The organism is Nocardia sp. NPDC005978, assembly GCF_040614455.1.
Classification (GTDB): domain Bacteria; phylum Actinomycetota; class Actinomycetes; order Mycobacteriales; family Mycobacteriaceae; genus Nocardia.
This window is the reverse complement of the sequence record NZ_JBEXUS010000011.1, coordinates 39,622-64,929: the sequence shown is the minus strand read 5'-3', so window position 1 is coordinate 64,929 and position 25,308 is coordinate 39,622. Positions and strand designations below refer to the sequence as shown.

Annotated in this window: 25 protein-coding genes and 1 riboswitch; of the genes, 14 read left to right on the top strand and 11 right to left on the bottom strand. The window is 68.5% G+C overall.

What is annotated here, in order from left to right:
• Positions 1–22: 22 nt before the first annotated feature.
• Entirely contained in the window at positions 23–790 is a 768-nt protein-coding gene (locus ABZ319_RS07380; protein ID WP_354985477.1) for a 3-oxoacyl-ACP reductase, read from the top strand.
• Between the two features lie 52 nt (positions 791–842).
• Positions 843–2,849, top strand: a complete 2,007-nt coding sequence (locus ABZ319_RS07375; protein ID WP_354985476.1) for a molybdopterin-dependent oxidoreductase — start codon at positions 843–845, stop codon at positions 2,847–2,849.
• Positions 2,850–2,981: 132 nt separating this feature from the next.
• Here the strand turns inward: ABZ319_RS07375 and ABZ319_RS07370 are convergent, their stop codons facing one another.
• Positions 2,982–3,440, bottom strand: coding sequence for an SRPBCC family protein (locus ABZ319_RS07370; RefSeq protein ID WP_354985475.1), 459 nt, complete (start codon positions 3,438–3,440; stop codon positions 2,982–2,984).
• Between the two features lie 163 nt (positions 3,441–3,603).
• Between ABZ319_RS07370 and ABZ319_RS07365 the strand changes: the two genes are divergently transcribed.
• The 3 genes from ABZ319_RS07365 to ABZ319_RS07355 all read left to right on the top strand — a co-directional run bounded on the left by ABZ319_RS07365 (position 3,604) and on the right by ABZ319_RS07355 (position 6,372).
• Positions 3,604–4,446: a CPBP family intramembrane glutamic endopeptidase gene (locus tag ABZ319_RS07365; protein ID WP_354985474.1), complete on the top strand. Its 843-nt coding sequence runs from the start codon at positions 3,604–3,606 to the stop codon at positions 4,444–4,446.
• Between the two features lie 100 nt (positions 4,447–4,546).
• Positions 4,547–5,485, top strand: a complete 939-nt coding sequence (locus tag ABZ319_RS07360; RefSeq protein ID WP_354985473.1) for a methionyl-tRNA formyltransferase — start codon at positions 4,547–4,549, stop codon at positions 5,483–5,485.
• Positions 5,486–5,661: 176 nt separating this feature from the next.
• Entirely contained in the window at positions 5,662–6,372 is a 711-nt protein-coding gene (locus tag ABZ319_RS07355) for a hypothetical protein (protein WP_354985472.1), read from the top strand.
• An 84-nt stretch (positions 6,373–6,456) separates the two neighbouring features.
• On the opposite strand, the gene ABZ319_RS07350 is transcribed toward ABZ319_RS07355, so the two are convergent.
• A complete protein-coding gene (locus ABZ319_RS07350; RefSeq protein WP_354985471.1) occupies positions 6,457–7,515 on the bottom strand; it encodes a LacI family DNA-binding transcriptional regulator in 1,059 nt (352 codons plus the stop codon).
• Positions 7,516–7,671: 156 nt separating this feature from the next.
• On the opposite strand from ABZ319_RS07350, the gene ABZ319_RS07345 reads away from it, so the two are divergent.
• The 4 genes from ABZ319_RS07345 to ABZ319_RS07330 are packed head-to-tail and all read left to right on the top strand — an operon-like array spanning position 7,672 to position 11,606.
• On the top strand, positions 7,672–8,991 hold the full coding sequence (locus ABZ319_RS07345) for an aryl-sulfate sulfotransferase (RefSeq protein ID WP_354985470.1): 1,320 nt from the start codon (positions 7,672–7,674) through the stop codon (positions 8,989–8,991).
• A gap of 29 nt (positions 8,992–9,020) precedes the next feature.
• On the top strand, positions 9,021–9,863 hold the full coding sequence (locus ABZ319_RS07340) for an ABC transporter permease (protein WP_354985469.1): 843 nt from the start codon (positions 9,021–9,023) through the stop codon (positions 9,861–9,863).
• A gap of 1 nt (position 9,864) precedes the next feature.
• Positions 9,865–10,635, top strand: a complete 771-nt coding sequence (locus tag ABZ319_RS07335) for an ABC transporter ATP-binding protein (RefSeq protein WP_354985468.1) — start codon at positions 9,865–9,867, stop codon at positions 10,633–10,635.
• Between the two features lie 11 nt (positions 10,636–10,646).
• Complete coding sequence (locus tag ABZ319_RS07330) at positions 10,647–11,606, top strand: ABC transporter substrate-binding protein (RefSeq protein ID WP_354985467.1); 960 nt, start codon at positions 10,647–10,649, stop codon at positions 11,604–11,606.
• Between the two features lie 208 nt (positions 11,607–11,814).
• Here the strand turns inward: ABZ319_RS07330 and ABZ319_RS07325 are convergent, their stop codons facing one another.
• From ABZ319_RS07325 to ABZ319_RS07290, 8 genes are all read right to left on the bottom strand, one after another.
• The gene (locus tag ABZ319_RS07325) at positions 11,815–12,399 is read right to left on the bottom strand and encodes a TetR family transcriptional regulator (protein ID WP_354985466.1); all 585 of its coding nucleotides are present in this window, start codon (positions 12,397–12,399) and stop codon (positions 11,815–11,817) included.
• A 10-nt stretch (positions 12,400–12,409) separates the two neighbouring features.
• A complete protein-coding gene (locus tag ABZ319_RS07320; RefSeq protein WP_354985465.1) occupies positions 12,410–12,829 on the bottom strand; it encodes a carboxymuconolactone decarboxylase family protein in 420 nt (139 codons plus the stop codon).
• Positions 12,829–13,740 (bottom strand): NAD(P)-dependent oxidoreductase, encoded by a 912-nt coding sequence (locus ABZ319_RS07315; RefSeq protein WP_354985464.1) that lies wholly within the window; start codon positions 13,738–13,740, stop codon positions 12,829–12,831. The genes ABZ319_RS07320 and ABZ319_RS07315 overlap by 1 nt, the downstream gene beginning before the upstream one ends.
• Complete coding sequence (locus ABZ319_RS07310; RefSeq protein ID WP_354985463.1) at positions 13,740–14,489, bottom strand: SDR family oxidoreductase; 750 nt, start codon at positions 14,487–14,489, stop codon at positions 13,740–13,742. The genes ABZ319_RS07315 and ABZ319_RS07310 overlap by 1 nt, the downstream gene beginning before the upstream one ends.
• A 44-nt stretch (positions 14,490–14,533) precedes the next feature.
• Positions 14,534–16,000: an aldehyde dehydrogenase gene (locus ABZ319_RS07305; RefSeq protein ID WP_354985462.1), complete on the bottom strand. Its 1,467-nt coding sequence runs from the start codon at positions 15,998–16,000 to the stop codon at positions 14,534–14,536.
• A 96-nt stretch (positions 16,001–16,096) separates the two neighbouring features.
• Entirely contained in the window at positions 16,097–17,449 is a 1,353-nt protein-coding gene (locus tag ABZ319_RS07300) for a cytochrome P450 (RefSeq protein ID WP_354985461.1), read from the bottom strand.
• Between the two features lie 228 nt (positions 17,450–17,677).
• Entirely contained in the window at positions 17,678–17,938 is a 261-nt protein-coding gene (locus ABZ319_RS07295) for a hypothetical protein (RefSeq protein ID WP_354985460.1), read from the bottom strand.
• A 113-nt stretch (positions 17,939–18,051) separates the two neighbouring features.
• Positions 18,052–18,630 carry a TerD family protein gene (locus tag ABZ319_RS07290; RefSeq protein WP_354985459.1) on the bottom strand — a complete coding sequence of 193 codons (579 nt, stop codon included), beginning with the start codon at positions 18,628–18,630 and terminating at the stop codon, positions 18,052–18,054.
• 173 nt (positions 18,631–18,803) lie between these two features.
• Here ABZ319_RS07290 and ABZ319_RS07285 point away from each other — a divergent pair, with 173 nt between their 5' ends.
• A complete protein-coding gene (locus tag ABZ319_RS07285; RefSeq protein ID WP_354985458.1) occupies positions 18,804–19,073 on the top strand; it encodes a GlsB/YeaQ/YmgE family stress response membrane protein in 270 nt (89 codons plus the stop codon).
• Between the two features lie 78 nt (positions 19,074–19,151).
• On the opposite strand, the gene ABZ319_RS07280 is transcribed toward ABZ319_RS07285, so the two are convergent.
• Entirely contained in the window at positions 19,152–20,351 is a 1,200-nt protein-coding gene (locus ABZ319_RS07280) for a helix-turn-helix transcriptional regulator (RefSeq protein ID WP_354985457.1), read from the bottom strand.
• Between the two features lie 239 nt (positions 20,352–20,590).
• Between ABZ319_RS07280 and ABZ319_RS07275 the strand changes: the two genes are divergently transcribed.
• The 4 genes from ABZ319_RS07275 to ABZ319_RS07260 all read left to right on the top strand — a co-directional run bounded on the left by ABZ319_RS07275 (position 20,591) and on the right by ABZ319_RS07260 (position 25,233).
• Positions 20,591–20,944, top strand: a complete 354-nt coding sequence (locus ABZ319_RS07275; RefSeq protein WP_354985456.1) for a hypothetical protein — start codon at positions 20,591–20,593, stop codon at positions 20,942–20,944.
• Between the two features lie 74 nt (positions 20,945–21,018).
• Positions 21,019–21,218: riboswitch (cobalamin riboswitch) on the top strand.
• A 126-nt stretch (positions 21,219–21,344) separates the two neighbouring features.
• A complete protein-coding gene (gene glyA / locus ABZ319_RS07270) occupies positions 21,345–22,628 on the top strand; it encodes a serine hydroxymethyltransferase (protein ID WP_354985455.1) in 1,284 nt (427 codons plus the stop codon).
• Positions 22,629–22,882: 254 nt separating this feature from the next.
• Complete coding sequence (locus ABZ319_RS07265) at positions 22,883–24,286, top strand: lipase family protein (protein ID WP_354985454.1); 1,404 nt, start codon at positions 22,883–22,885, stop codon at positions 24,284–24,286.
• 485 nt (positions 24,287–24,771) lie between these two features.
• Positions 24,772–25,233, top strand: coding sequence for an SRPBCC family protein (locus ABZ319_RS07260; RefSeq protein WP_354985453.1), 462 nt, complete (start codon positions 24,772–24,774; stop codon positions 25,231–25,233).
• Positions 25,234–25,308: the final 75 nt, after the last annotated feature.

Below are 25,308 nucleotides of genomic sequence, written 5' to 3'. Positions count from 1 at the left end.
CCACCGATTCACCAGAGGAGATATGTTGCAGCGCTTACAGGATCGAGTAGCGGTCGTCACCGGCGGCGGCAGTGGAATCGGTCTCGCCACGGTGCGGCGCTTCGCCGCCGAGGGCGCCCGGGTCGTCGTCGCCGATATCGACGCCACCTCGGGTCAATCCGCCGCGGCCGAGGTCGACGGACTCTACGTGAAGGTCGACGTCACCGACGAGACCCAGGTCCAGGCCATGTTCCAGCAGGCCGCGGACGCCTACGGCGGGGTGGACATCGCCTTCAACAACGCGGGCATCTCCCCGCCGGACGACGACTCCATCCTCACCACCGGGCTCGACGCGTGGCGGCGGGTGCAGGAGGTCAACCTGACCTCGGTGTACCTGTGCAGCAAGTACGCGATCGAGCACATGCTCGTGCGCGGCAGGGGTTCGATCATCAACACCGCCTCCTTCGTGGCGGTCATGGGCGCGGCGACCTCGCAGATCTCCTACACCGCGTCCAAGGGCGGTGTGCTGGCCATGAGCCGCGAACTCGGAGTGCAGTTCGCGCGCCAGGGCATTCGCGTCAACGCGCTGTGCCCCGGCCCGGTCAACACCCCGCTGCTGCAGGAGCTGTTCGCCAAGGATCCCGAGCGCGCGGCCCGGCGGCTGGTGCACATCCCGGTGGGCCGATTCGCCGAACCCGAGGAGATCGCCGCGGCGGTCGCGTTCCTGGCCAGTGACGACTCGTCCTTCATGACGGCCTCGCAGTTCCTGGTGGACGGCGGCATCTCCGGGGCGTACGTGACGCCACTGTAGTACGGCCCGGCACGTAGCGACCGAGATCGGGCGGGGTCCTACGATCGAGGACATGAAGGTCCTCGGCGCCTGCCCGCTCGACTGCCCGGACGCCTGCTCCTGGGTGGTCACCGTGCGCGATGGGGCCGCGGTGGAACTGCGCGGCAACAAGGAGCACCCGATCACCCGGGGCGCGCTGTGCGTGAAGGTGAATCGCTATCTCGAACAGGTCGATTCACCCGACCGGCTGCGCTATCCGCTGCGCCGAGTGGGCGCCAAGGGCGAGGGCCGGTTCGAGCGGATCAGCTGGGACGAGGCGCTGGGCGAGATCGCCGAGCGCCTCACCGGCATCGTGGACGAGTTCGGCGGCGAGGCGATCTGGCCGTTCCATGGCACCGGCAGTCTGGGCTATCTCCAGGGCCTCGAGGGCTACGCCGGGCGGCGCCTGTTCAATGTGCTGGGCGCGAGCCTGCACAAGGCCACCATCTGCTCGATCGCGGGCACCACCGGATTGAAATACACGCTCGGCGGCTCAGGCGGCATGGATCCGGAGGACTTCGCCAAGTCCGAGCTGATCCTGCTGTGGGGCACCAATCCGCTGACCTCCGGTCACCACCTGTGGAAGTTCATCCAGGACAGCGGCGCGTACACCGTGGCCATCGATCCGATCCGCACCAAGACCGCCGAGCGCTGCGACGAGCACCTGGCTCCGCTGCCCGGCACCGACGCGGCGCTGGCGCTGGGCCTGCTCAACGTGATCGTCGGCCTGGGCGCGCAGGACCAGGAGTACATCGACACCCACACCGTGGGCTGGCCCGAATTCCGGGACCGCATAGCCGAATTCACGCCCGACCGGGTCGCCGAGATCACCGGGCTGCCCGTCGCGTCGATCGTGGCGCTGGGCGAGCGCATCGCCCGCACCCGGCCCACCGCCATCCGCGCCTCGCAGGGCATCCAGCGGCACGCGGGCGGCGGCATGGCGCTGCGGGTGCTGGCGTGCCTGCCCGGCGTGACCGGCGACTGGGCCATTCCCGGTGGCGGACTGCACTATTCGACCAGCGGCCACTTCAAGCTCGACGAGCCGGCGCTGCTGCGCATGGACCTGCTGCCGCATCCGGTGCGCACGCTGTCGATGACCCGGCTCGGCGAGGCACTCACCGAGATCGATGATCCACCGGTCAAGGCGCTGTTCGTCATCGCGGCCAATCCGGTCGGCTCGAATCCGGATCAGAACCGCGTGCGCGCGGGGCTGGCCCGCGAGGATCTGTTCACCGTGGTCCTCGAGCACTTCATGACCGACACCGCCGACTACGCCGACATCATCCTGCCCGCCACCATGCAGCCCGAACACCTGGACGTCCTGGCCGGCTACGGGCACCTCTACCTGGTCTGGAACGATCCCGCCGTCGCGCCGCCGGGCGAATGCCTGTCCACCACCGAGACCTTCCGCCGCCTGGCTCGGCGCCTGGGCCTGACCGAACCGGCGCTCTACGACTCCGACGAGACCCTGGCCGAACAGTTGCTGGCGGGCTACGACACCGCGCGCCTGCGCGCCCAGGGCTTCCTCAAGATCACCCCGCAGCCGGTGCCCGCCGACAAGCTGCAATTCCTGTCCGCCCGGGCCCTGGCCGCCGGGCACGATCCGCTGCCCGGCTATACCCCGCCCGCCGATCCCGGTGACGGCCTGGTGCTGATCTCGGCGGCCTCGCACTACTTCCTGAACTCGACCTTCGGCGCGAACCCGGAATTGCGCCGCCGCTCCGGCGAACCCCGCGTCACCCTGCATCCGCGGGACGCCGCCGCGCGCGAGATCGCCGACGGCACACCGATTCTCATCGCGAACGACCGCGGCTCGTTCGAAGCCGTGGCCGAGGTGTCCGACCGGGTCCGACCGGGCGTGGCCGCGACCACCAAGGGCCGCTGGGCCAAGCTCAGCGGCGGGTCAACGGTGAATGCCACCATCGCCGAACGGGATTCGGACTACGAGGGCGGTGCGGTCTTCCACGACAATCGCGTGCGCATCACCCCGTTGCGGGCGAGCGCGGACGTCACCGACAGCGCGACGTCCGCGATGCGCTAGGGGTTGGCCCGGCCATCCGCTCCGACCACGGTGGCGAACAGTGGTGCCGTGCCGAAGCCAGCCGGGGGTGGTGACCACCGGCGATCGGCGGTCACCCGCCCGGTGGTCACGACGGAGCCGAGCCCGAACCGTTCACTTCTCCACGACGGCCTTGATCCGGTTCAGTGTCTCGCGCATGCCGTCCAGGTTCGTTTTGCCACGGGTCCAGCCCGCCGCGAGCCAGTACAGCTTGACCGGCAGCGTCTCCTGATGCAGGTGGAAGGACTCGGTCACGTCGGTCCCGCCCTCGACCGGCGTGAACTCGTAGCGCCAGGTGTTGATGCCCATGCCGCCCGGCCCGAGCACGGTGAACGCGAACTCCTTACCCGGCTCGCTCGCGATGATCCGGCACACGGTCCAGTATTTGAACCCCCACCCGTTCCGGTTCACCCGCCCCCGGAACTTCACGCCGACAGCGGGACTCGTTGCGCCCCCGAGCCATTCGGCCGCGATCGTCTCCGGGCTGAACTTACCGGTGTTGGTGATGTCGCTGACCAGCCCCCAGATCTGTTCGGCGGGCGCGGCCATTCGCACTGTCACACTGTTCTGCATAGCCGCACGCTAGCAGTCATCGGCGTGTCGCGGCCGCATCGCCGTTTCGACCGGGCGTGGGACCGCGCCGCCCACGGGCGCGAGGGTCGCCCGAATCCCCGTGCCGTCGGGCGATCTGTGGACTGGCCGGCCCGGCCGCACCCCGACCCGGCACGACATCGGCGTGGGTAGCCTGAGCGAGGTGAACAGCGGCTCTCGTATCGGCACGGCACTGCTCGCCGCCGGGGTGGCGATCTACCTGGGCGCGCTGGTGATTCTGCTCGTCACCGGCCATACCGAGGTGCGGTTCTCGGCGGATGACGCCGAGACACAGTCGATCTGGTTGCTCGGACTGCCCGCGGTGGCGGGTCTCGCCCTGGCGTGGCTGATCCCGCCGCGCGAACCCGCGCCGGATCCGTTCGCGGCGATCGACACCCGTATCCGAGTCCGGCAGAGCTGGACGCTCGCGGCGCTGGCGGTGGCCTTCGCGACGGGTCTGCACCTGGCGGGCGGCGACAACCTCTGGTTCCTCGGCCTGAAAGCCGTTCTCCTGCTACTGCTTCCCGTGGCGCTGCGCGTGGTGACGTGGCGCGAATGGGCACGCGCGGACCTGTCCGGGCGCTGGGTCCGCCCGCTGCCCGCGGTCGCGGCCTTCGTGCTGATCACCTACGCGCTCGACCCCGCCGCCCCGGACCCGATACCGGATCCGGTCACCATAGCGGCGGTCTTCGTGCTGAACGCGGTGCTGGAGGAGGTCTTCTACCGTTTCTGGCTGCAAACCAGGCTCGAGTCGCTGTACGGGCGGTGGGCGGCGATTCTCGTGACCAGCGTGGTGTTCGCGGCCTGGCACGCGGCCATCCAGGGCGGCAACGGGCCGGTCGTCGACCTCGCCGCGGCCGTCGCGGTGATCGGGGTGAAGAGCCTGTTCCTGGGCTATCTCTGGTCGCGGCACCGCAATCCGTGGCTCGTCATCGCGGTGCACGGCTTCATCAACGCACCCCTGGCCATGTGGGTCGCGATGTTCTGAACGGGTGTGGCCGGACCCGCGCAGGCCACGGACGTACTCGAGACACCGAACGGTTAGTGAGGCTACCCTTAGTTTCATTCCTCGACAGAAAGGTGCCCGAATGCGGGTGGTCACGTTCGGTTTTCAGACCTGGGGGCGCAGAACCCTGCAGGCGCTGCTGGATTCGCGGCACGAGGTGGTGCTCTCGGTCACCCATCCGGCGAGCGAGTCCTCGTACAAGGCGATCTGGAACGACTCGGTCGAGGATCTGGCGCGTGCGCACGGTATTCCCGTCCACCTGACCGAGCGCGCCGACACCGAGACCATCGACCTGGTCAAACGCGCCGAACCCGATGTCATCGTGGTGAACAGCTGGTACACCTGGATGCCCGCCGAGCTCTACGCCATGCCCCCGCACGGCACCCTGAACCTGCACGATTCGCTGCTGCCGAAGTTCACCGGCTTCTCCCCCGTGCTCTGGGCCCTGATCAGCGGCGCCGCCGAGACCGGTCTCACCGTGCACCGCATGGACGAGAACCTCGACACCGGCGACATTCTCATTCAGAAGTCGCTGCCCATCGGCCCGGAGGCCACCGGCACCGAACTCGTCCTGGCGGGGCTGGATCTCATCCCGGCCGCCGTGCACGAGGCCCTGGACGCCCTCGAGAACAGCACCGCGGTCTGGCGGCCACAGGACATGGCCGAGCGCACCTACTTCCACAAGCGCGCCGACATCGACAGTCGCGTCGACTGGTCTTGGGACGCAACCGATCTCGAACGCTTCGTGCGCGCACTCTCGGCCCCGTACCCCCGCGCGTACAGCTTCTACCGCGGCGAGCGCGTGGAAATCCTCGCGGCCCGCGTCTCGGATTTCCCCGTCGGCGGTACCCCCGGCCGGGTGGTCGTGCTGGACGGCCAGGCCTCGGTCGTCAGCGGCCCCCACGCTTTCCGAGGCGGCAACCGCGCCCTGAACATCACCGCGGTGCGGACCGCGGACGGCGCCGAGCCACCGGTCGCGGAGTTCTTCGCGCGTGGCGGTTACCTCACCGACCAGCCGTAACCCCGCCCGCCCACCGAGCCCCGTCCACGACCCGGACGGGGCTCGGTCGCGTTCCGAGCCGCCTCTTCTCCGATGACGGGCAGCCCACCGGTTTGCTAATGACAATCGTTTTCATTACAGTTCGGAACGGCTCCGGAGCCGTTCCGCCCGAATGAATCCGATCGAGGAACCGAGAAATGTTGATGAGGAAATTCGCGGCGCCCGCGCAGGGCGCCGCCATGCTGATCGCCGTCGCGGCCATCGGCGCCGGCACCGCACACGCCACCCCGGCCCCCGACGCGGTCGGCTACACCGCACAGGTCGGCGAGCGATCCACGGTGATCACCACCGACGCCGGATCGCTGAACGCCGACAACGGCGTCTTCACGATCCGAGCCGCGGACGGCACGGTCCTCGCCGGCACCGAATTGTCTTTCCGGGTGGACGATTTCCGCTTCCCGATCACCGCCGACATCTCCGGAAACACCGCCACCCTGACCCCGCGCCTGGACCTGGCGCACGCTGTCTACGAGCCCGTGGCCCTGCCCTTCGAGGACAAGGCGCCGTTCAAGACCGAATACGACCGCGAAGTGGCCGCCTGGTCCCGCATGACCAGCACCATCTCCCTCGGCGCGGCCATCGGCACCCTGGTCGGCGGACTCGGCGGCGCGGCCGTCGGCTGCGTACTGGGCGGCGTGGTCGGCGCGACGGTGGCCTCGGCCTCCATCGTCGGCCTGTTCGGCCCCTTCATCCCCGCCGCGGCGGTCGGCTGCATCGGCGGGATCGCCGCGATCGGGGCCCTGGGCACCGTGGCCGGCCAGATCTTCATCACCGCCCCCGTGGCGATTCTGGCCGCGGCACAGTACTTCACCACGATCAACGCCCCGGCGCCCGCACCGGCGAAGTAGACCGGGCCGAGCTCTGGCGAAACCCCGCCCGCCAGGCGGGGTTTCGGCGGTTTCACCCGGCCCTTCGCACCGAAGGAACCGATGTCAGAGGGTCCCGGCTGCGAGCCGGTGGTTTCGCGATGACATCGGATCGATCCCGCAACCGCAGGTCTCACCGGTTTCGAGGCGTACATCGACCACGGGCGTCGCGGCCGTCGCGGGGCTCAGAATGCGATCGAGCGCGGCGCGGGCGATGACGTCGATCGGCTGCTGCACGGTGGTGAGCACGGGCTGCCCGAAACTGTTGCGGGCATCGGCGTCGAAACCGACGACCGCGATGTCCTCCGGGGTGCGCAGGCCGGAGTCCGCGATGGCGCGCAACACCGCGGCGGCTTGGCCATAGGTGCCCACGACCATGCCCCGGGGAGCGGGTTCGGTTGCGAGATACCGGATTACGGAGGCATATGCCCCGTGCGGGGTGAGATCGGTGCGAACGACCCGCGCATCGGCGGCGCCGACGACCGTCGCATATCCCGCGTGGCGCTGCGCGACGGTTTCCCGATCACCGTGCACGACGTCCTCGGCGGTGAAGCCGCCGACGAAGGCGATCTCGCGGCGACCGTGCGCCTCGAGCAGATGCCGTGCGGCCAGCGCGCCGGCCGCCACGTGATCCGCTCCGACGAGCGGGGAATCCACGTGATCCCGGTTGTTGTGCGCCCAGACGATCGGAATGCGTTCGCGGGCACAGACTTTGGCGGTCGCGGGTCCGTTCGCGCCGCCCACGACGATCAGCCCGTCGATGCCGCTGCCCGCGAACGCCTCGACGAACTCGAGTTCGCGATCGGGGTCGTACCCGGTGTTGCCGATCAGGGTGAGGTGGTCGCGGCGGCGCGCCTCGAGCTCGATCCGGCCGACCAGCGTGCCGAACAGCGGCAGGGTGAGATCGGGTACGAGTAGGCCGATCTGCCGCCACCTACCGGGGCGGCGCAGTGCGCGGGCGATGCGATCGGGACGGTACTGCAGCTCGTCGAGAGCCCGGAGCACCTTGGCGCGCAGGGCTTCCGACACCGGGCGGGGTCCATCGTTGAGGACATAGCTCACCACGGCGGTGGAGGTCCCCGCATGCGCGGCCACGTCGGCCAGCGTCACTCGTTTGGCGGTCACATCTGCCCTATCGTCGACACCCGGGGCCGCTGCGGCCACAGTTGGAATCACCTTGATTCTCACACCGTACGGGACTTCTGCGCGGTCGCGCTAATCGATTAGATTCGTTACGTTCACGATCCACGGACTTAACAACCGACTGGTGGAGTATTCGGCATGGCATTCGTTCGCCCCACGGGCGTCACCTACTTCGAACCCGAACTCGCATATGACAGCTACGTTCTGTTCACGGGCGCGGATTCGATCACCCGGCTCATCGACCTGGGCGGCGTCGTGCGCAAACAATGGCCGTACGCCGGGGTGCCGCCGCGCATCATCGATCCGGCCCTCAACAATGGCCGCCTGGGCGATATCGGAATCCAGCTGTCGGGCAGCGGCGATTCGCGCGGCGGCATCTTCGCCAATGGCACCGTGGGACAGCTGGATTGGTCCGGCGACACGGTGTGGGAATGGGGCAGCGAGGCTCCCGGCGGCGCGGCGCGGCAGAATCACGACTGGGAATCACTGCCGAACGGCAACCGGCTGCTGCTGGTGACCGTACCGCGCGTGGTTCCCGCCCTCGGCCCCGCGGTCGTCGGTGACCAGGGACTGTTCGAGGTGGCGCCGGACGGCTCGATCGTCTGGGAGTGGCTGGCCGGGGATCACCTCGATGAACTGGGCTTCTCCGCCGCGGGCTGGGAGGCCCTGCGGGCGACGGTGACCCGCGATCCCGATGATCCGTGGGGCTACCTCGAACTCAACAGCGCCAAGTCCCTGGGACCGAACCGCTGGCATCGCGAGCACCCCGGCGGCGTCTTTCATCCGGACAACATTCTGATCAGCTCGCGCAAGGCCAATATCGTCGCGCTGATCGACAAGGCCACGAAATCGGTGGTCTGGCAACTGGGCCCCTATATCTCCGAAACCCCGGGCGCGCAGCACCAGCGCATCAACGCGCACAAGGTGCCGCGGCCGGTGGATCAGATATCCGGACAGCACAATCCACATCTCATCGCCGACGGCCTGCCCGGCGCGGGAAACATTCTCGTATTCGACAATCAGGGCGGCGCGGGTTATCCGCCGGCGCCGCTGGGAATCTACGCGGGCTCGCGGGTACTGGAAATCGATCCGTCGACCCGGCAGATCGTCTGGCAGTACACCGCCGAGGATTCCGGACTGCCCTCCTGGACATTCTTCAGTTCCTTCGTGAGCAACGCCCAGCGGCTGCCCAACGGAAACACGCTCATCACCGAGGGAATGACCGGCCGGCTGTTCCAGGTCACCTCGACCGGTCAGGTGGTGTGGGAGTACGGATCCCCGTACGAGGGCCTCGGCGTCGGCGGTGAACCCGAGGTGCGCGAACCCCGGGTGCCCGGCGTGGACCGCCTGACCCGCACCCCGCTGGTCTACCGCGCGCAAGCCGTGCCGTTCGACTGGGTGCCCCTGGGAGCGCCCGCATCCCGTGCCGCCGCCGTCGACCGGCGCGGCGCTCTCTGACCATCACGCTCGCCCGAGGAGTTCCGCCCATGACCAGCTCGCGTCCGACAACCACCACGGCCCGGGCGCCCGCGCGCCGGCCGGGCAGCGGCCGCCCGCGCGCGATCTGGTCCACGCGGGCCGGGGCGGCCGGGGGAACCCTCGCCGGCCTGGCCATCGCCGCCACGCTGTGGTCGCTGGTGGTCGCCGCCGACGTGTTCCCCCGCGAGCTGTTTCCCAGTGTGGCCCAGGTCTTCCGGGCCGGTCGCACAATGTGGACCGAGGGACTGCTCGGACCCGACATCGCCGCAAGCCTGCAACGCGCACTGATCGGTTTCCTGATCGGCGCGCTCGCGGGTATCGCCGCCGCCATCGTCACCGCGAGCACCTGGCTGGGCCGGCGGTTGCTACAGCCGGTGCTGCGACTGCTCGCGCCGGTGCCCACCATCGGCATCGTCCCGCTGGCGATCCTGTGGTTCGGCATCGGCGAGGACAGCAAGGCCCTGGTGATCGCCCTGGGCGTGTTCGTGCCGGTCTGGATCAACAGCCACGCCGGATTCGCCGATACCCCCGCCGATTTCCTGCGCGCGGCCCGCTGCCTGGGTGGCGGCCGCGTGCAGACCCTGACCCGCGTGGTGCTGCCCGAAGCCGCGCCCGACGTGGTGGCGGGGCTGCGGGTCGGGGCGGCCATGGCGTTCGTGCTGATCGTCGTGGCCGAGATGACCGGCACGACCGAGGGCATCGGCTATCGCATCTACCAGGCGCAGCTGTTCTCCCAGGCCGATCGCGTCATCTTCTGCCTCATCGTGCTCGGAATCATCGGCGCGGCCTGCGATCTGGCCCTGGCCACGTTCACCACACCGCTGACGCGCTGGGCGCGAGAGGAACACTGACATGGCGCTCATCGCCCGCGGACTCGGCGTCCACTTCCCCGGCGCTGTGGCGCCCACCCTGCACGGGATCGACCTGGATGTGCCCGATGGCTCCTGCACCGTGCTGGTCGGTGCGTCGGGCAGCGGCAAATCGACACTGCTGCACTGTCTCGCGGGCCTCATCACCCCGACCACGGGCACGGTGACCGATGCCGACCGGGCCGTCACCGCCCCGGATCCGCGCCGCGGCATGGCATTTCAGCGCGACGTACTGTTCCCGTGGATGAGCGTCGCGGACAACATCGCGTTCGCGCTGCGTGCGACCGGTGTGCCCGCGCGGCGGCGGCGCGAACGCGTCCGGGAGCTGCTCGAGGAGGTCGGGCTGCCGGATGCGGTCGCCGGGCAGCGACCCAGCAGCCTGTCCGGCGGCATGCGCCAGCGCGTCGGCATCGCGCGCATGCTCGCAGGCGATCCCGAGGTCATGCTCATGGACGAGCCGTTCGCCGCGCTCGACGCGCTCACCCGGCTGCGCATGCAGGACCTGCTGATCGAGCTGTGGGCGCGGCTCGAGCGCACCGTCGTGTTCGTCACCCACGACGTCGACGAGGCGATTCGGCTCTCCGACACCATCGGCGTGCTGCGCGACGGCCGGATCGATCGGCTCATCACCAATCCCCTGGACCGCCCCCGCCCCGCGGGCGCCCTGGCCGACCAACCCGGGTACAGCGAACTGCGCCGCACCCTGCACCACGAACTGGGCGTCGACCACGACGACCGCTATCACTACGCATGAAGAGAAGACCGATGAAGACACTTGTGACCAGACTGCTCACCGCGGTGGCCGCCGTCGCCGCCCTCACCACGGCCACCGCGTGCGGCGGCGACACCTCCGACACCGGCACGCTGACGGTCGGATTCGTCGTCGACCCGTCCTGGGCGCAGGTCCCGGTGGCACAGCAGCTGGGCTACTTCGACCGGCACGGTGTCCGCGTGAAAGTGGTGAACTTCCCCTCCGGGGTGGAGGCGCTGCAGGCGCTGGCCGCCGGACAGCTGGACGTGGCCACGGCCGCCGATGTACCCACCTCCGCCACCCTGGCCCGGTCCGCCTCCCTGCGCGTGATCGCCGACGGATCCCGGTGGCAGGGTTCACGAATCGTCGCGCGGCGCAGCGCCGGTATCACCTCCGTCCAGGATCTCGCCGGCCGCTCGATCGGCACCCCGCTGGGCACCAGTGCGGCCTACTTCGTCGCGAAAGCACTCTCCGACAACGGAATCCAAGCGAACCTGGTCCAGGTCGCACCCTCGGCGACCGTCACCGCCGCCACCCGGCGCGACGTGGACGCGGTCTCGATCTTCCAGCCGTATCAGGCCCAGGTCGCCGCGGCACTGGGCGCGGACGCGGTGGAGCTGCCGGGCGGCAGCTACAACCAGCACAGCCTCTACCTGGCCACCGCCGCCGCGGTGCGCGACAAGGGCCCCGCGCTGACGAACCTGCTCGCGGCATTGCAGGAGGCGGGCGGACAGCTCACCGCGCGCTCGGCCGACGCGGTGAGCGCGGTCGCCGCGGCGACCCAGCTCGAGCCCGCCCTGCTCGGCAAGGTCCTGCCGGAGTTCGATTTCGGGCTCCAGCTGCGGCCCGAGATCGCGAACGAACTGACCGCCCTCGCGCAGTGGGCGAAGGGACAGGGCAAGATCGACGCCGCGATCACCCTGCCGGACTACGCCACGCTGATCGACGCCACACTGCTGCCGCACGTGGGCTGAGGACGCCCGTCCCGACCGACAGGACGGCGATCGAGGCGACCGCCGCGCTCGGCCGGAAACTTCCGGGTGCACGCACCACCGCGCCCCGTGCCGCCGAGTTCGGTGGCACGGGGCACAGCGTCATCGAGCACAGCGACGTCGAGCGATCGGCGGTGCGGCCGGGAGCTGGCGCGTATTCGGCTTCACGCCGCGCGCAGAATGCGCAGTCTCACGCCGCGCGCAGAATACGCAGTGCCGCGCGTTCGATCCGGTCGGCGATATCGGCATAGGACTCGTATCCCATTCCCGCGCGGACCAACGCGCCCGCGTAGACCAGTTCGAGCGCCTCCACCAGCTCGGGATCGGCCGCCGGACCCAATGCCCGGGTCAGGCGCGTGCGGATCTCCAGCCCGATCCGCGCCCGCAGATGCCGCACATCGGGGTCGCGGCCCAGCAGGGCGTGCGTCACCGCGCCGGAAAGTTCTTGTTCGTCGGCGACCAGCAGGGCGATCGTGCGCAGCTCGGCGATCGTCCCCGCGACGGGGTCCGGATCGTCGCCATCGGTCACGGGCGCCGTGCGCAGCCGCCGCCAGAAGATCTCCGCCACAAGATGTTCCTTGGAGGAGAAGTAGGTGTACGCGGTGGCCGCGGCGACACCCGCTTCCGCGGCCACCATCCGAATGGTCATCCGGGCGAAACCCTCACGGGCCAGGACCCGCAGCGCGGTTCCGGTGAGCTTGTCGACGGTGTCGGCCTGTTTGCCGGTCAGCCGACGCCGGGTCGCTTCGAGCTCGAGGGGTTCGCTGTCGGACATGGGACCGGCGCTATTCGGCGGACTTGGCGGCGGTGGCTTTGCGATGCTCGGCGACCGCCTTGCCGACCACGCCGTCGAGATTGGTGCCGCTGGGCCAGCCCACGTAGTGGCACAGGAACAGCGCGACCTCGCGCAACTGCGCCGGGGTCAGCTCCTCGTTGCGCAGGGCAGCGCCGACCTGGATGGAGGCGACGTCGAACAGTCCCTGCGCGGTGAGCGCGCCCAGCAGCAACAGCCGGCGATCACGCACCGACAGCTCGGGCCGGGACCAGATGTCGGCGAAGAGATGGTCGGCGGTGAAGGCGAAGTGATCGCCCGGGCCGTCCTGGAACTCCCAGCCGTACACCTCGGACATCTTCGCCAGACCGCGTTCGCGCCGCGACTGCCCGTTCGCCGATTCCTGGCCGTTCACCGATTCCTGATCACCCATCACAGTTCCTTGTCGCTGGTCGAATTATCTACGGGCACACCGAGTCCGGGTCCCAGTCGGTCGATGGCGAGCGCACCGAGCGGCAGCTCCACCTGCAGGCGAGCACCCAGTTCGAGCGCGAGCGCGAGATCCTTCTCCCCCAGGTTCCGCACGTGGGTCAGGATCGGCAGCCAGAAATCGCCCTCCGCGATTTCCGCGGTGTTATCGCGCAGCATGATCGCTCCCGGCCCGCCGGTCACCGCGTCCGAATGGCGCACCACCTTGCCCAGCGCGGTGATGTCCAAGCCCGCGACCTCGGCCAGGCGCTGCGCCTCGGTGGCGGCGGTGAACGCGACGAAGTGGATGAGGTTGCGCGCCAGCTTCATTCGCGTGCCCGCACCCGCCGGACCGGCGTGCACGACCAGATCGGAGAAGCAGGCGAAGGGCGCGCGCACCAGCGCGTAGGCCGCGTCGGTCCCGCCGACCATGACCGCGAGCCGCCCGCTCTTGGCGCCCATCGCGCCACCGCTGATCGGAGCGTCCACGAATTCCACGCCGTACTCGGCACAGCGCGCGGCGAGCTCCTCGGCCAGCTGGTCACCGATGGTGGAATGGACCGCGATCACCAGACCCGGCGCCGCCGTGCGCAATACGCCCTCGGGCCCGTCCACGACCTCGCGGACCTGATCGTCGCTGACGACCGCGACGCAGATGACCTCGCAGGTCTTGGCCAGTTCCGCGCCGCTGCCCGCGGACAGCGCACCACGCTCGGTGAACGGCGCGACGACGTCGTCCCGCATGTCGCAGACGGTCAGCCCGCCCGCCCAATCCAGTAGGCGTTCGGCCATGGGCGCGCCCATGTTACCGAGCCCGAGGAAACCTACGCGCGGTGCAGAACCGTCTGGAGCCGCCGCGTTCTCCGGCGTCGTCATCAGCGAAACACCTGCCCGCCATCGATGTTGAAGATCTGACCGGTCACCCACGACGCGTCATCGGACAGCAGATACAGGCACGCCCCCACCAGATCCTGCGGGGTACCCATCCGCTTGAGCGGCAACCGCTTGACCATGTCCTCCACGATCACATCCGGCGTCACATTCTTCGTCGCATCGGTATCGATCGGACCCGGCGCGATCGCATTCACCCGAATATTCGCCCCACCCAACTCGGTAGCCAACTGCTGGGTCAAACCGTTCACCCCGACCTTGGCCAACCCGTAGAAACTCGAATACGTCCACGCCGCGGTGGAGGACTGGTTCACGATCGAACCACCACCCGCCTTACGCATGTGCTTCCACACCGCCCGGGTCACAATGAGCGCGCCGTCCATGTTCACGCTCATGAACTTCTTGTAGTAATCCCAGTCGACACTGAGCAGCAGGTTCAGCTTCATATCGCCGTAGATCGCGGCGTTGTTCACCAGATGGTCGATGGACCCGAACTCACGCAGCGTGAGATCGGCCAGCGCGGTCGCCGATTCGGCGTCGGCCACGTCGACCTCACCGAAGATCGCGGTCCCGCCCGCGGCGGCGATGCTCTCCACGACCTCCTTGCCGCGTTCGGCGTTCAGGTCGGCGACAACGACTTTCGCACCCTCGGCGGCCAGCGCCCGGGCGTAGGCGGCCCCGATGCCCTGGGCGGCGCCGGTGATGATGGCGGACTTTCCGGTAAAGCGAGACAAGATCAGCTCCTGCGTGCGTGAAACATGGTGTGGTGGTGCGGTTGTCAGGCCATGGAGGCGATGAGTTTGGTTTCCAGGTATTCCTCGAAGCCGGCGACGCCCATTTCCCGGCCGATGCCGGACTGCTTGTAGCCGCCGAACGGCGCGTCCGCGGCGTACCAGACCCCGCCGTTGACGCTCAGCGTGCCCGTGCGCACACCCGCGGTGACCTTGGCGATCCGCTCGGGATCGGTACCCCAGACCGCACCGGAGAGCCCGTACGGCGAGTCGTTGGCGATGCGGATCGCGTCCTCGTCTCCGTCGTAGGGAATCACCACCAGGACGGGACCGAAGATCTCCTCGCGGGCGACGGTCGCGGCGTTGTCGACGTCGGCGATGAGGGTGGGCTCGATGAAGAAGCCGTGCTGCTGCGCGGCGGGCCTGCGCCCGCCCACCACGATGCGCCCGCCCTCGGTCCGCGCGATATCGATGTACCGCTCGACCCGGGCGCGCTGGCGTGCGGAAATCAAAGGGCCGCAGATGGTTCCGGGAGCCGACGGATCGCCCGGGGTGATCCGTCCCAGCGCCGCCGCGGCCGCGTCGACCGCCGCGGCATACGAGGCGCGCGGGACCAGCAGGCGCGTGGTGAGCGCGCAGCCCTGCCCGGCGTGCACAGCGACCGAGAAACCGGCCATGCCCGCCGCCGCGCCGATGTCGGCGTCGTCCAGGACGATGAACGCGGACTTGCCGCCGAGTTCGAGAAAGGTCTTCTTCAGCGTGGCCGCGGCATTGATCATGACCGTGCGCCCGGTCTGGGTGGACCCGGTGAAGGTGACCATGTCCACCCGCGGATCGCCGCTGAGCTGCGCGCCGAGTTCGTGATCGGCCGAGGTGACGATATTGATCACGCCCGGCGGGAAGTCGGTGTGCTCGGCGATGATCGCCCCGACCGCGGCCGCGCACAGCGGGGTATCGGGAGCGGGCTTGAGCACCACGGTGTTCCCGGCCGCCAGGGCCGGGCCGAGCTTGGCAAAATTGATCTGATGCGGGAAGTTCCACGGCGTGATCGCCCCGACAACGCCCACCGCCTCGCGCTGCAGCACGCGCCGGCTGCGAATGCCCATCGGCGCGGCGACCCCGAGATCGGTTTCCCACTCGTAGCTTTCGGCCAGTTTCTCCGAGAACTCCAGATCCGCGACCGGGCCCTCGAGGTGCGGGCCGCGAGTGAGCATGACCGGCGCACCGGCCTCGGCGACGGTCAGCGCGCGCAGACCCTCGACCTCGGCCTGCAACGCGGTGCGCAACTGGCGCAGGCAGTGGGCCCGGAAGGCGTGATCGCGGGACCAGCCGGTGCTGTCGAAGGCCGAACGCGCGGCCTCGATGGCCGCGCTCATATCGGCCTTGTCGGCATCGGCCGCGAACCCGTACGCCTCTTCGGTCGCCGGGTTGAGCGTGACGAATTCACCGCCACCGCCGGTGGTCAGCTTGCCGCCGATCAAGAGCCGCGAGCTGTCTGCGGGCGGGAGAACCATGAACCACTCCAATACTGTCTGGACAGGTGTACGGACTATAGTCCGCGCTAGTGAACAGGCGCAAGGACCCGGCCGGGCAACGGGTTTCGCGCCCGGCTATCGGGCCCTGCGCCGATAGCGCACCTGGCAGGGCTGTTGCAGCTGCACCACCATCTTGGAGTGATCGTTGCGGTAGCTCTCGGACGGTTGCGCCATCTCGAATTCCCAGTCCCGCAACAGAATCGAGAAGATGGCCTTGAGTTGCATCTGCGCGAAGGCCGCCCCGACACAGCGATGCCTGCCCGCACCGAACGGGATCCACGTCCAGCGGTTGAGGATGTCCTCCTGATTGGGGTCGATGTACCGGCCCGGATCGAAGCTGTCCGGATCCGGGAAGTCCTCGGGGATGCGATTGGAGATGGCGGGCGTGGCGGCCACCAGATCCCCCGGCGCGATGGCGCTGCCGCACACCTCGAACTCCCCGCGCGCCACCCGCATGAGAATGATGAGCGGCGGGTGCAGCCGCAGGGTCTCCTTCACCACCGCTTCCAGATTCGGAATCCTGCGCAGCGCACCGTAACTGATCTCCGAGCCATCCGCGTACAACTCGTCCAGCTCGTCGACCACCTTGCGCAGTTCCCCGGGATGACGCAGCAGCTCGATGACCGACCACGCGGCCGTGCCCGAGGTGGTGTGATGCCCGGCGAACATCATGGAGATGAAGATGCCGGTGATCTCGCTGGCACTGAAGCGCGGATTGCCCTGCTCGTCCGGGACCGAGATGAGAATGTCGAGCATGTCCCGATCCCCTTTGCCCGCAGGCGGATTCGCGGCACGATCGTTCATGATGCCCTGCACCAGTTCGACCAACGCGACCCGCGCGGCATCGCGCCGGCGGAAGCTCTCGATAGGCGCGTACGGGTCCACGTAGGCCAGCGCGTCGGTGCCCTGCTCCAGGTCGTGGTAGAGCCGGGCGAAGCGGCCGTCGAGCTGATTGCGGAACTTGACCCCGATCAGGCAGGCCGAGGAGGTGTAAATGGTGAGTTCGGCGAAGAACTCGAGCAGATCGATCTCACCCTCGTCGTCCCAGCGGGCCACCATTCGTTCCACTTCGCGCGCGATGGTGGCGGCATGCTCCCGCATCTGATCCGCGCGCAGCGCCGAATTGTGCAGCATCTCCTTGCGCCGTTCCGGGGGCGCGTCGAACACCACGCCGTCACCGAAGATCGGCTTCATGAACGGATACGCGGCGCCCTGATCCAGATCGTCATCACCCGACCGGAAGAAGAATTCGTTGGCCTCGGCCCCCGACAACAGAATGACCTGCTTGTCCGCCAGATCGAAGGCGCCGATATCCCCGCACTCCGCCCGCACCCTCCGCATGAGCGCGATGGGATCCACCCGGAATTCCTCGAGGTGACCGTGCTCGTGCGCGCCGCCCGATACCCGCTTCGGCCTCAGCAGAGTCATGAGCAATCCTTCCCGGAAACAAGCGCCCGGGCCAAGTGGCTGGACACATGTCCGGACACTACAACGGAAGGACCGGAACCGGCAAGGGACGAACCAGACCGCACCGGGGTACACGCAGCACAACGCCCACCCGGTGAGTTATCGCCTGTCAGTGCCTTACGGCATGACCGATTCTCACCGAGTGGGCGTTCTCGCGTTCGACGACCCGTGCTGCGCCGACGTCAGTATTTACGGGCTGGGCTGCGGGACATCGACGTTGCAGTCCTCGATCTTCGGATTCACGCCCATGTAATTCAACGGCCCGGCGAGAATTGTCACCGCAATGGTTCCGGTGCTCGCGCAGTTTGTCGGCGCGTTGTCGAAGTAGTCGCGCTGGCCTGCGGCAATGGCGCCGATCAGCAGCCAAACCAAGACCAGCACACCAAGAATGCTGATACCACCCGAGCTGCGTACCACGCGCGTTCTCCCGTCGTCCGGATATGTTCTCATTTTGAATCCTTCGTCGAATACCCGGTGTCACCGAGTATTACGGATCGTCTTCATACTCGACGGATACCCGGGAATCCGGGAACCTAACGTGGTCGATTTCCGGAAATCGGAAATCATTGCGCGGCCTGACTGTGCAGATACTGCAGCACGTACGGGACCGCCTCGGCCGCGTGCAGCGCGGGGATGCCGACGCCGATGCCCTCGTACGCCCAGACCACCGGGAAGCGTTCGAACCTGCCCATCACCAGAGCGGTGTGCGGCCCGCCGCTGAGCAGGTACCGGTGGATCTCGGTATCGGTTCCGGCATCGAGCAGGCGACAGTACGCGTTTGCGATGTTCGCGAAACTCTGTCCGGAGTACGATGTGATCACGACGATGACCGACGTGACCTCCGGGGCCAGGCGAGCCAGGTCCAGGACGATGACCTCATTGTCGCCGGCCCCCTCACCGGTCAGGTTGTCTCCGGTGTGCCGGACCGAACCGTCCCGCGAGGAGAGCTGCCCGTAGTACACGGCGTCCACCAACTGATCAGCACTGAAAAGCAGTGCCGCAACGTTCAAGTCGACCCTGACCCCCGGTTCGAGGGCGCCGTCGACGGGAACCACGAGATCGAGGTCCGATGCGTCCCACCCCAACGCCACCGCGACGCATTCCAGCGCTGATCCGTCCGGGTTTACCAACGCGATGGACACCGAGCATCTCCTTCGATCGCAATCTTGTTGCTCCCGGCATTCCCCCTGCTCGGAGCTTGAAACTCTGCGCGCCGCCCGGGATTCTGCGGTACCCCCGCATCGTTTCCCCCGCGGCGGGTATGTGAAGAAGTGAGCGCCGGCGATTACGGCGACGCTGATAGAAGGAGAAAATCATGCTCGGTCTGGGTATTCTCGGGTGGATCATCATTGGCGGTCTCGCTGGATGGATTGCCAGCAAGATCATGAAAACCGACGCTCAGCAGGGCATCCTGCTCAACATCGTCGTCGGTGTCATCGGCGGCCTGCTCGGCGGCTTCCTGCTCAAGCTCTTCGATGTCGACGTCGAGGGCGGCGGCCTCTGGTTCAGCTTCTTCACCTGTCTCGGCGGCGCCGTCATCCTGTTGCTACTGGTCAATCTGGTCACGCGACGATCGGTGCGCTGACCCCCCACCACTGAAACTGCCTGTGCCCGAGCGCCCCACATTCCGGGGCGACTCGGGCACAGGTGTATCGGGGGCTTTTCAGGCGCTGACCCCGCACCAGGCCGCGAACCCGCGGATTCCGTCGGTGCGGCGGGCATCCTGGCGGGCCAGCACCCGGATGGTCTCGTGCACCATCGGGTGGTAGCGGGTCAGCGAGGGCGAGATGTTCTTGGCGGTGTGCAGCGCGTCCAGCACCATGGCGCGATCGCCGTGCAGCAGGTAGGCGCGGGCGAGATCGATGTAGTGGTGCCCGGACCGCGAGCGCGGGGTGCCGGGCGGAATGTACAGTCCGTCAGCTCTTTTCAGCGCTTCTCCGCCATCCATCAACTCCACCGCCAGGGCTACGGACCAGATGCCGGCATTGGTCGGGCCGAACACCAGGACCTCGTCGCGATCGTGCCCGACGCGCTTGGCCGTCGCCTCGGCCTCGGCCAGATGCGAATCGGCCAGATCCCGATTTCCGGCCCGCGCGGCCGCCAGCCCGGATTGCAGATGCAGTCCGCCCCAGGCGATGAGGTCGCGATCGGCGCCCGCCCGCAACGCCGCCTCCAGTTCGGCGCGGCACTGCTCCAGGAAGATCAGCGCGGTCTTCCAGTCGCCGCCGTTGGTCAGCAGGCTGGCGCGATGGAACTGACTGGCCGCGATCCACAGCGGATCGCCACTCGCGGTGGCGGCCCACGTCATTCGGTCGACGGCGCTGGCGGCCAGGTCGACGTACCCGAGTTTGTGGGCCAGGCTGCGCACGTTGTAGTACAGCTCGGCCAGCACGACGAACGCGCGATCGCGCTCGTGACCATGACTGCGGTGCACCAGAACCCGCGTTTCGGTGAGCAGGGCGGGCAGCAGTGCGGCCAGTTTCGGCGCGGCGGCGTCGCGGCGGTAGTGGCGGGCCTCGATGGCGGCGGCGGCGAGGGCGGCGACCGGGCGCACCTCGATCTCGGAGTCGGCCAGGTCGTAGGCGGCGAGTTCGTTGCGCAGCAGCGCGATCGCGCCGTGCAGTTCCCGGTCCTCCACGCTGGTCGGCGCGAACGGCTGGCCGAGCAGTTCGGCGGTGCTGGTGCGCAGCGCTTTCGCGCTCGCGGCGATGAAGGCCGGGGTGGCCGCGCGGCGGCCCTGTTCCACGGCGCTGATCAACGAGGTCGACAGTCCTGTCTCCATGGACAATCGGGCCTGGGTCCATCCCCGGAGCTTGCGGCCCTGCGCGACGCGCGAGCCCACCCCGGCCGATTCCTCACTCATCACGGCCTCGATTCAAGCGGTTCCCCGGTATCGAGACTGCCACAAATTGTGTGAGTCCGCCGGGAGTAGCGGGAGCAGGCTGGATACAGCGACCAGCGCCGGAGCGGTTCGTCCGATTTGTCGAATCTGCGGCGCGACAGGCGCACTCGATGAATTCCCGCACCGAAGGAATCGGACATGGAACGCATGCGCGCCGGCGAGGACCCACGGCCCTTCGCCGCTGTTGGGGGGTGCCGGTGATGTTCGACAGTCCGAAGGCCCTCGGCTTCTTGAACAAGGACGTCTCCGGCGTGCGGCAGCCGTGGGACGAGCGCCTGATCCGCAGCGCCGCCGCCCGGCTCGGCTACGACCTGTCCAAAATCCTGGTGTTCGACGCCCATACCCAGGAGTGGGTGCATCGCCTGCGGGTCGCGGTGACCCGCACGGGCGCGAGCGCGGTGTTCGTCCCCACCGTCGAACACTTCGACGCCGCGGTCGTCCCCACCGGTCTGGTCGCGGTGGTCGACGTGATCACGGTCGAACCCGAGGAAACCTACGCGCGCGGTGGCGCGGGCGAGCCGGGACACCCGGAAGCCCCCAACGCCCGGGCGTGATCACCGATGCCTATCCTGGTGGCGCAGCTGGTTCGCTTGCGATGTGGCCGACGGAGCCCCTGACCCATCGCGAGTGTCGAAGCCCGAGCGGCGGTCACGCCGACGGGTGAGAGGGAACCCGGTGAGAATCCGGGACTGTCCCGCAGCGGTGAGCAGGAACGACCGCCGTCACACGCACTGGACCCGGGTCCGGGAAGCGACGGCCAGTAGGTGGACCCCGCGCGGGGACCGGTGCCCGCGAGTCCGAAGACCTGCCCGCTGTACCGGATACGCCGTATCCGGTGGTCGTTGCCTCGTGGACCGGGCGTATCACCGATCAGCACCGGCCCGGCGGGCGCGGGCGTCGGTCGTGCGCGCGGATAGGGCGGCGATCCTTCGCACCGCCACCCTGGAGCTTCCCGTGACCACCTCGAAAACCCGTCCGGCATCGGTCGATACGCAATCGCTCGGTGAACTCGATCCCGAGCTCGCCGCCGCCATGGCGGGTGAACTCGCCCGCGAGCGCGACACCCTGGAAATGATCGCCTCGGAGAACTTCGTGCCGCGCGCGGTGCTGCAGGCGCAGGGCAGCGTGCTCACCAACAAGTACGCCGAGGGCTATCCGGGCCGGCGCTACTACGGCGGCTGCGAGCACGTCGACGTGGTGGAGACCCTGGCCCGCGAGCGCGCCAAGGAACTGTTCGGGGCCGAATTCGCCAATGTCCAGCCGCATTCGGGCGCACAGGCCAACGCCGCGGTGCTCATGGCGCTGATGAACCCGGGCGAGAAGCTGCTCGGGCTGAACCTCGCGCACGGCGGTCATCTCACGCACGGCATGAAGCTGAACTTCTCGGGCAAGTTGTACGAGGTGCACGCGTACGGGGTCAGCGAGCGGGACCATCGGATCGACATGGACGAGGTCCGCGGTATCGCACTCGAGGCGCGGCCCAAGGTGATCGTGGCGGGCTGGTCGGCCTACCCGCGGCATCAGGACTTCGCCGCGTTCCGCGAGATCACGGACGAGGTCGGGGCGTACCTGTGGGTGGACATGGCACATTTCGCCGGTTTGGTCGCCGCGGGCGTGCACCCCTCGCCCGTGCCGCACGCCGACATCGTGTCCTCCACCGTGCACAAGACCCTCGGCGGGCCGCGCTCCGGGCTCATCCTCGCGAAGCAGGAATTCGCGAAGAAGCTGAACAGCGCGGTCTTCCCGGGTCAGCAGGGCGGCCCGCTCATGCACGCCATCGCCGCCAAGGCCGTGTCCTTCAAGATCGCCGCGGGCGCGGAGTTCGCCGATCGCCAGCTGCGCACCCTGTCCGGGGCGAAGATCCTGGCCGAGCGGCTGAGCGGCGCGGATGTGAAGGAACGTGGCATCACAGTGCTCACCGGCGGGACCGATGTGCACCTGGTGCTGGTGGATCTGCGGCACTCCGAGCTCGACGGTCAGCAGGGCGAGGATCTGCTGCACGAGATCGGAATCACGGTGAACCGCAACGCCGTTCCGTTCGACCCTCGTCCGCCGATGGTCACCTCCGGGCTGCGGATCGGCACGGCCGCACTGGCCACGCGCGGGTTCGGCGATGCGGAGTTCACGGAGGTCGCGGACATCATCGCCACCGCGCTCGCGGGCGGCTCCGACATCGACGCCCTGCGCGCCCGGGTCGGCAAGCTGGCTCGCGACATTCCGCTGTACCAGGGGCTCTAGAGCTGGAACCTGATCTGATCCGGCGGTGACGCCGGTCGGATTCCTCGCGTGCCAAAGCTTTTCGGCGCGCGGGGAATCCGGCCGTGCGGCGGGGACCGCGGGTCGGCACGGATGTTCGTCGCACCGTGCACAACCGCTCCCGCAGAATTTCGGCAAACTGTCTCGGACAGCCCTTGCTCGACGGTGACTCAGGCGATACTCTGCCCTCCGTGTGAGTCAGTGTGGTCTCACATTGAAACGGATGGAGACGACCTATGGCGCTGCGCGCGTCGCTACCGGGCCGGGCGGCCGTGGTGGCTCTGGCATTCACGGCGGCGGTGGGTACCTTCACCACCGCAATCGCGTCCGGCGAACCCGCGGGATCCGCACCCGTCGCGGTGCAGCCCGCACCGGCGTTCGCGGTGCCCCCCGAGCTCGATCCGGGGTTCTACGATCCGCCGGCCGCGCTGGTGGCGAGCAAGGCCCCGGGCGAGGTCATCGCCGCCCGGCAGGTGAATGTGGCCAACGCCGGGGTGATTCCGCTCAACGTCGACGCCTGGCAGGTCTCGTTCCGCTCCAACAACACTCGGGGAGAGGCGATTCCGGCGGTCGCCACGGTCATCAAGCCGCGCGGGTCCGCACCCGACAAGCTGGTCTCGGTGCAGGTCGCCGAGGATTCTCTGGCCGCCTACTGCGCGCCCTCGTACGCGGTGCAGCAGTGGTCCGCCGCGGCCGCGGTCGGGCAGATCGTCGCGCCGCTGGAGTTCGTCATCGCGCAGGCCGCCGTCCAACAGGGCTGGGCGATCGTCATTCCCGACTACCAGGGACCCGACAGCGCGTTCGGCGCCGGGCCGCTGGCCGGGCGCATCACCCTGGACGGCATCCGCGCCGCGAAGGATTTCGGCCCGATGCGATTGGCCCCCGACACGCGGATCGGCCTGTACGGCTATTCGGGCGGCGCGATCGCGACCGGCCACGCGGCCGAGCTGAAGGCCTCCTACGCGCCCGAACTCAACGTGGTGGGCACGGCCGAGGGTGGCGTGCCCGCGGATTTCGGCCCGCTGCTCGACATCGGCAACGGTCAGCTGTGGTCGGGGATGATCATGTCCGCCGTCATCGGCCTCGGCCGCGAGTACCCCGAGTTCGGGGCATTGCTCGATCGCGATCTGGACCCGCTCGGCCAGGCCCTGAAGGTCGTCAAGGGCGGGCTGTGCGTGCAGTACAACACCGCCCTGTTCCCCTTCGCGAATCTGAAAGGCATGCTGCGGGTTCCGGAGGGTGATCCGATGCGGAACCCGGTGGTGATCGATACCCTCACCCGCACCCGCATGGGTAAATCCACACCCGATATGCCGATGTTCATCTGGCAGGCCAATCCCGACGAGCTCATCCCGGTGGGCCCGGTGAACACCCTCGTCGACACCTACTGCCAGGATCCGAACGCCCGGGTCCAGTACACCCGCGAACACCTCGGCGAGCACATCACCACCGAGATCTCCGGCTCCACAACCGCTTTGCTGTGGCTGGGCGACCGTCTGAACGGCGTCCCCGCCGCCCCCGGCTGCTCGACGACGGACACTCCCTTGATGGCGACCGACCCCGCCGGCCTGACCCTGCTGGGCCAGACGCTGGGCAATACCCTCGGATCGTTCTTCGGCGCACCGATCGGCGTGAAGTAACCGGGGTCCCGGATCAGTCCGTGCCCGGCCGGTACGCCCGGGGCACATCCCGGCAGGGCACGGCGATCATGACCATGCGACCGATGATCGCCGCGAGCGGAGTCAGCACGGCGACGACGGTAATGGCTTCCACAGCAGGCATTTTCCCTCACTCTCCCGCAGCGGGCGCACCGCCGGAACCCGCAATACGACGGTCTCACCCGGTGAATAACGCTGCGGGACAACCGTGTTAACTCAGCAGCACAATGTGCTGAGCTCTGAGCCGGACGCCGCGGGGCAACCTCGGCGTACATGAGGCCCGTGGTGGCTCACCGGGCCGATCGAGTGCCGATCGGCCCGGCGTGGACGGAGATTCGGGGAACAACCGGCCGGCCGAGGGCGACGCCGCTGGTCACGGGAGCGGTGTTTGCGTCCCGTCGCGTCGGGTAGCACGCGGTTGATGCCGGAAATCTCGGCATCCGTGACACAGGAAGCGAGGTCTCCCCATGGGTACCGTTACCGCATCGACCGATGTCAACGTACCGATCCGGACCGCCTACAACCAGTGGACCCAGTTCGAGTCCTTCCCGCAGTTCATGGAGGGCGTCGAGCGCGTCGATCAGCTCGACAGCACCCGCACCCACTGGAAGGTCCACTTCGGGCCGGTGGAAAGGGAATTCGACGCGACCATCGTCGAGCAGCATCCCGAGGAACGCATCGCGTGGCGCTCGGACAGCGGCCCCGAGCACGCCGGCGTGGTGACCTTCCACCGCATCGACGACACCACGACCCGCGTGATCACCCAGATGGACATAGATCCGGAGGGCTTCGTCGAGAACGTCGGCGACAAGCTCGGCGTCCTGGACCGCCGCGTCCAGGGCGACCTGAAGCGCTTCAAGCAGTTCATCGAGGAGCGCGGCCACGAAACCGGCGCCTGGCCCGGCGACGTTCCCCGCGCCGGCGTGTGACGCCACCTCTCGGCTTCGGCGACTACCCGCCGCGCGCGACACGCCGGGGTGACCGGTCCACCGGTCGCCCCGGCG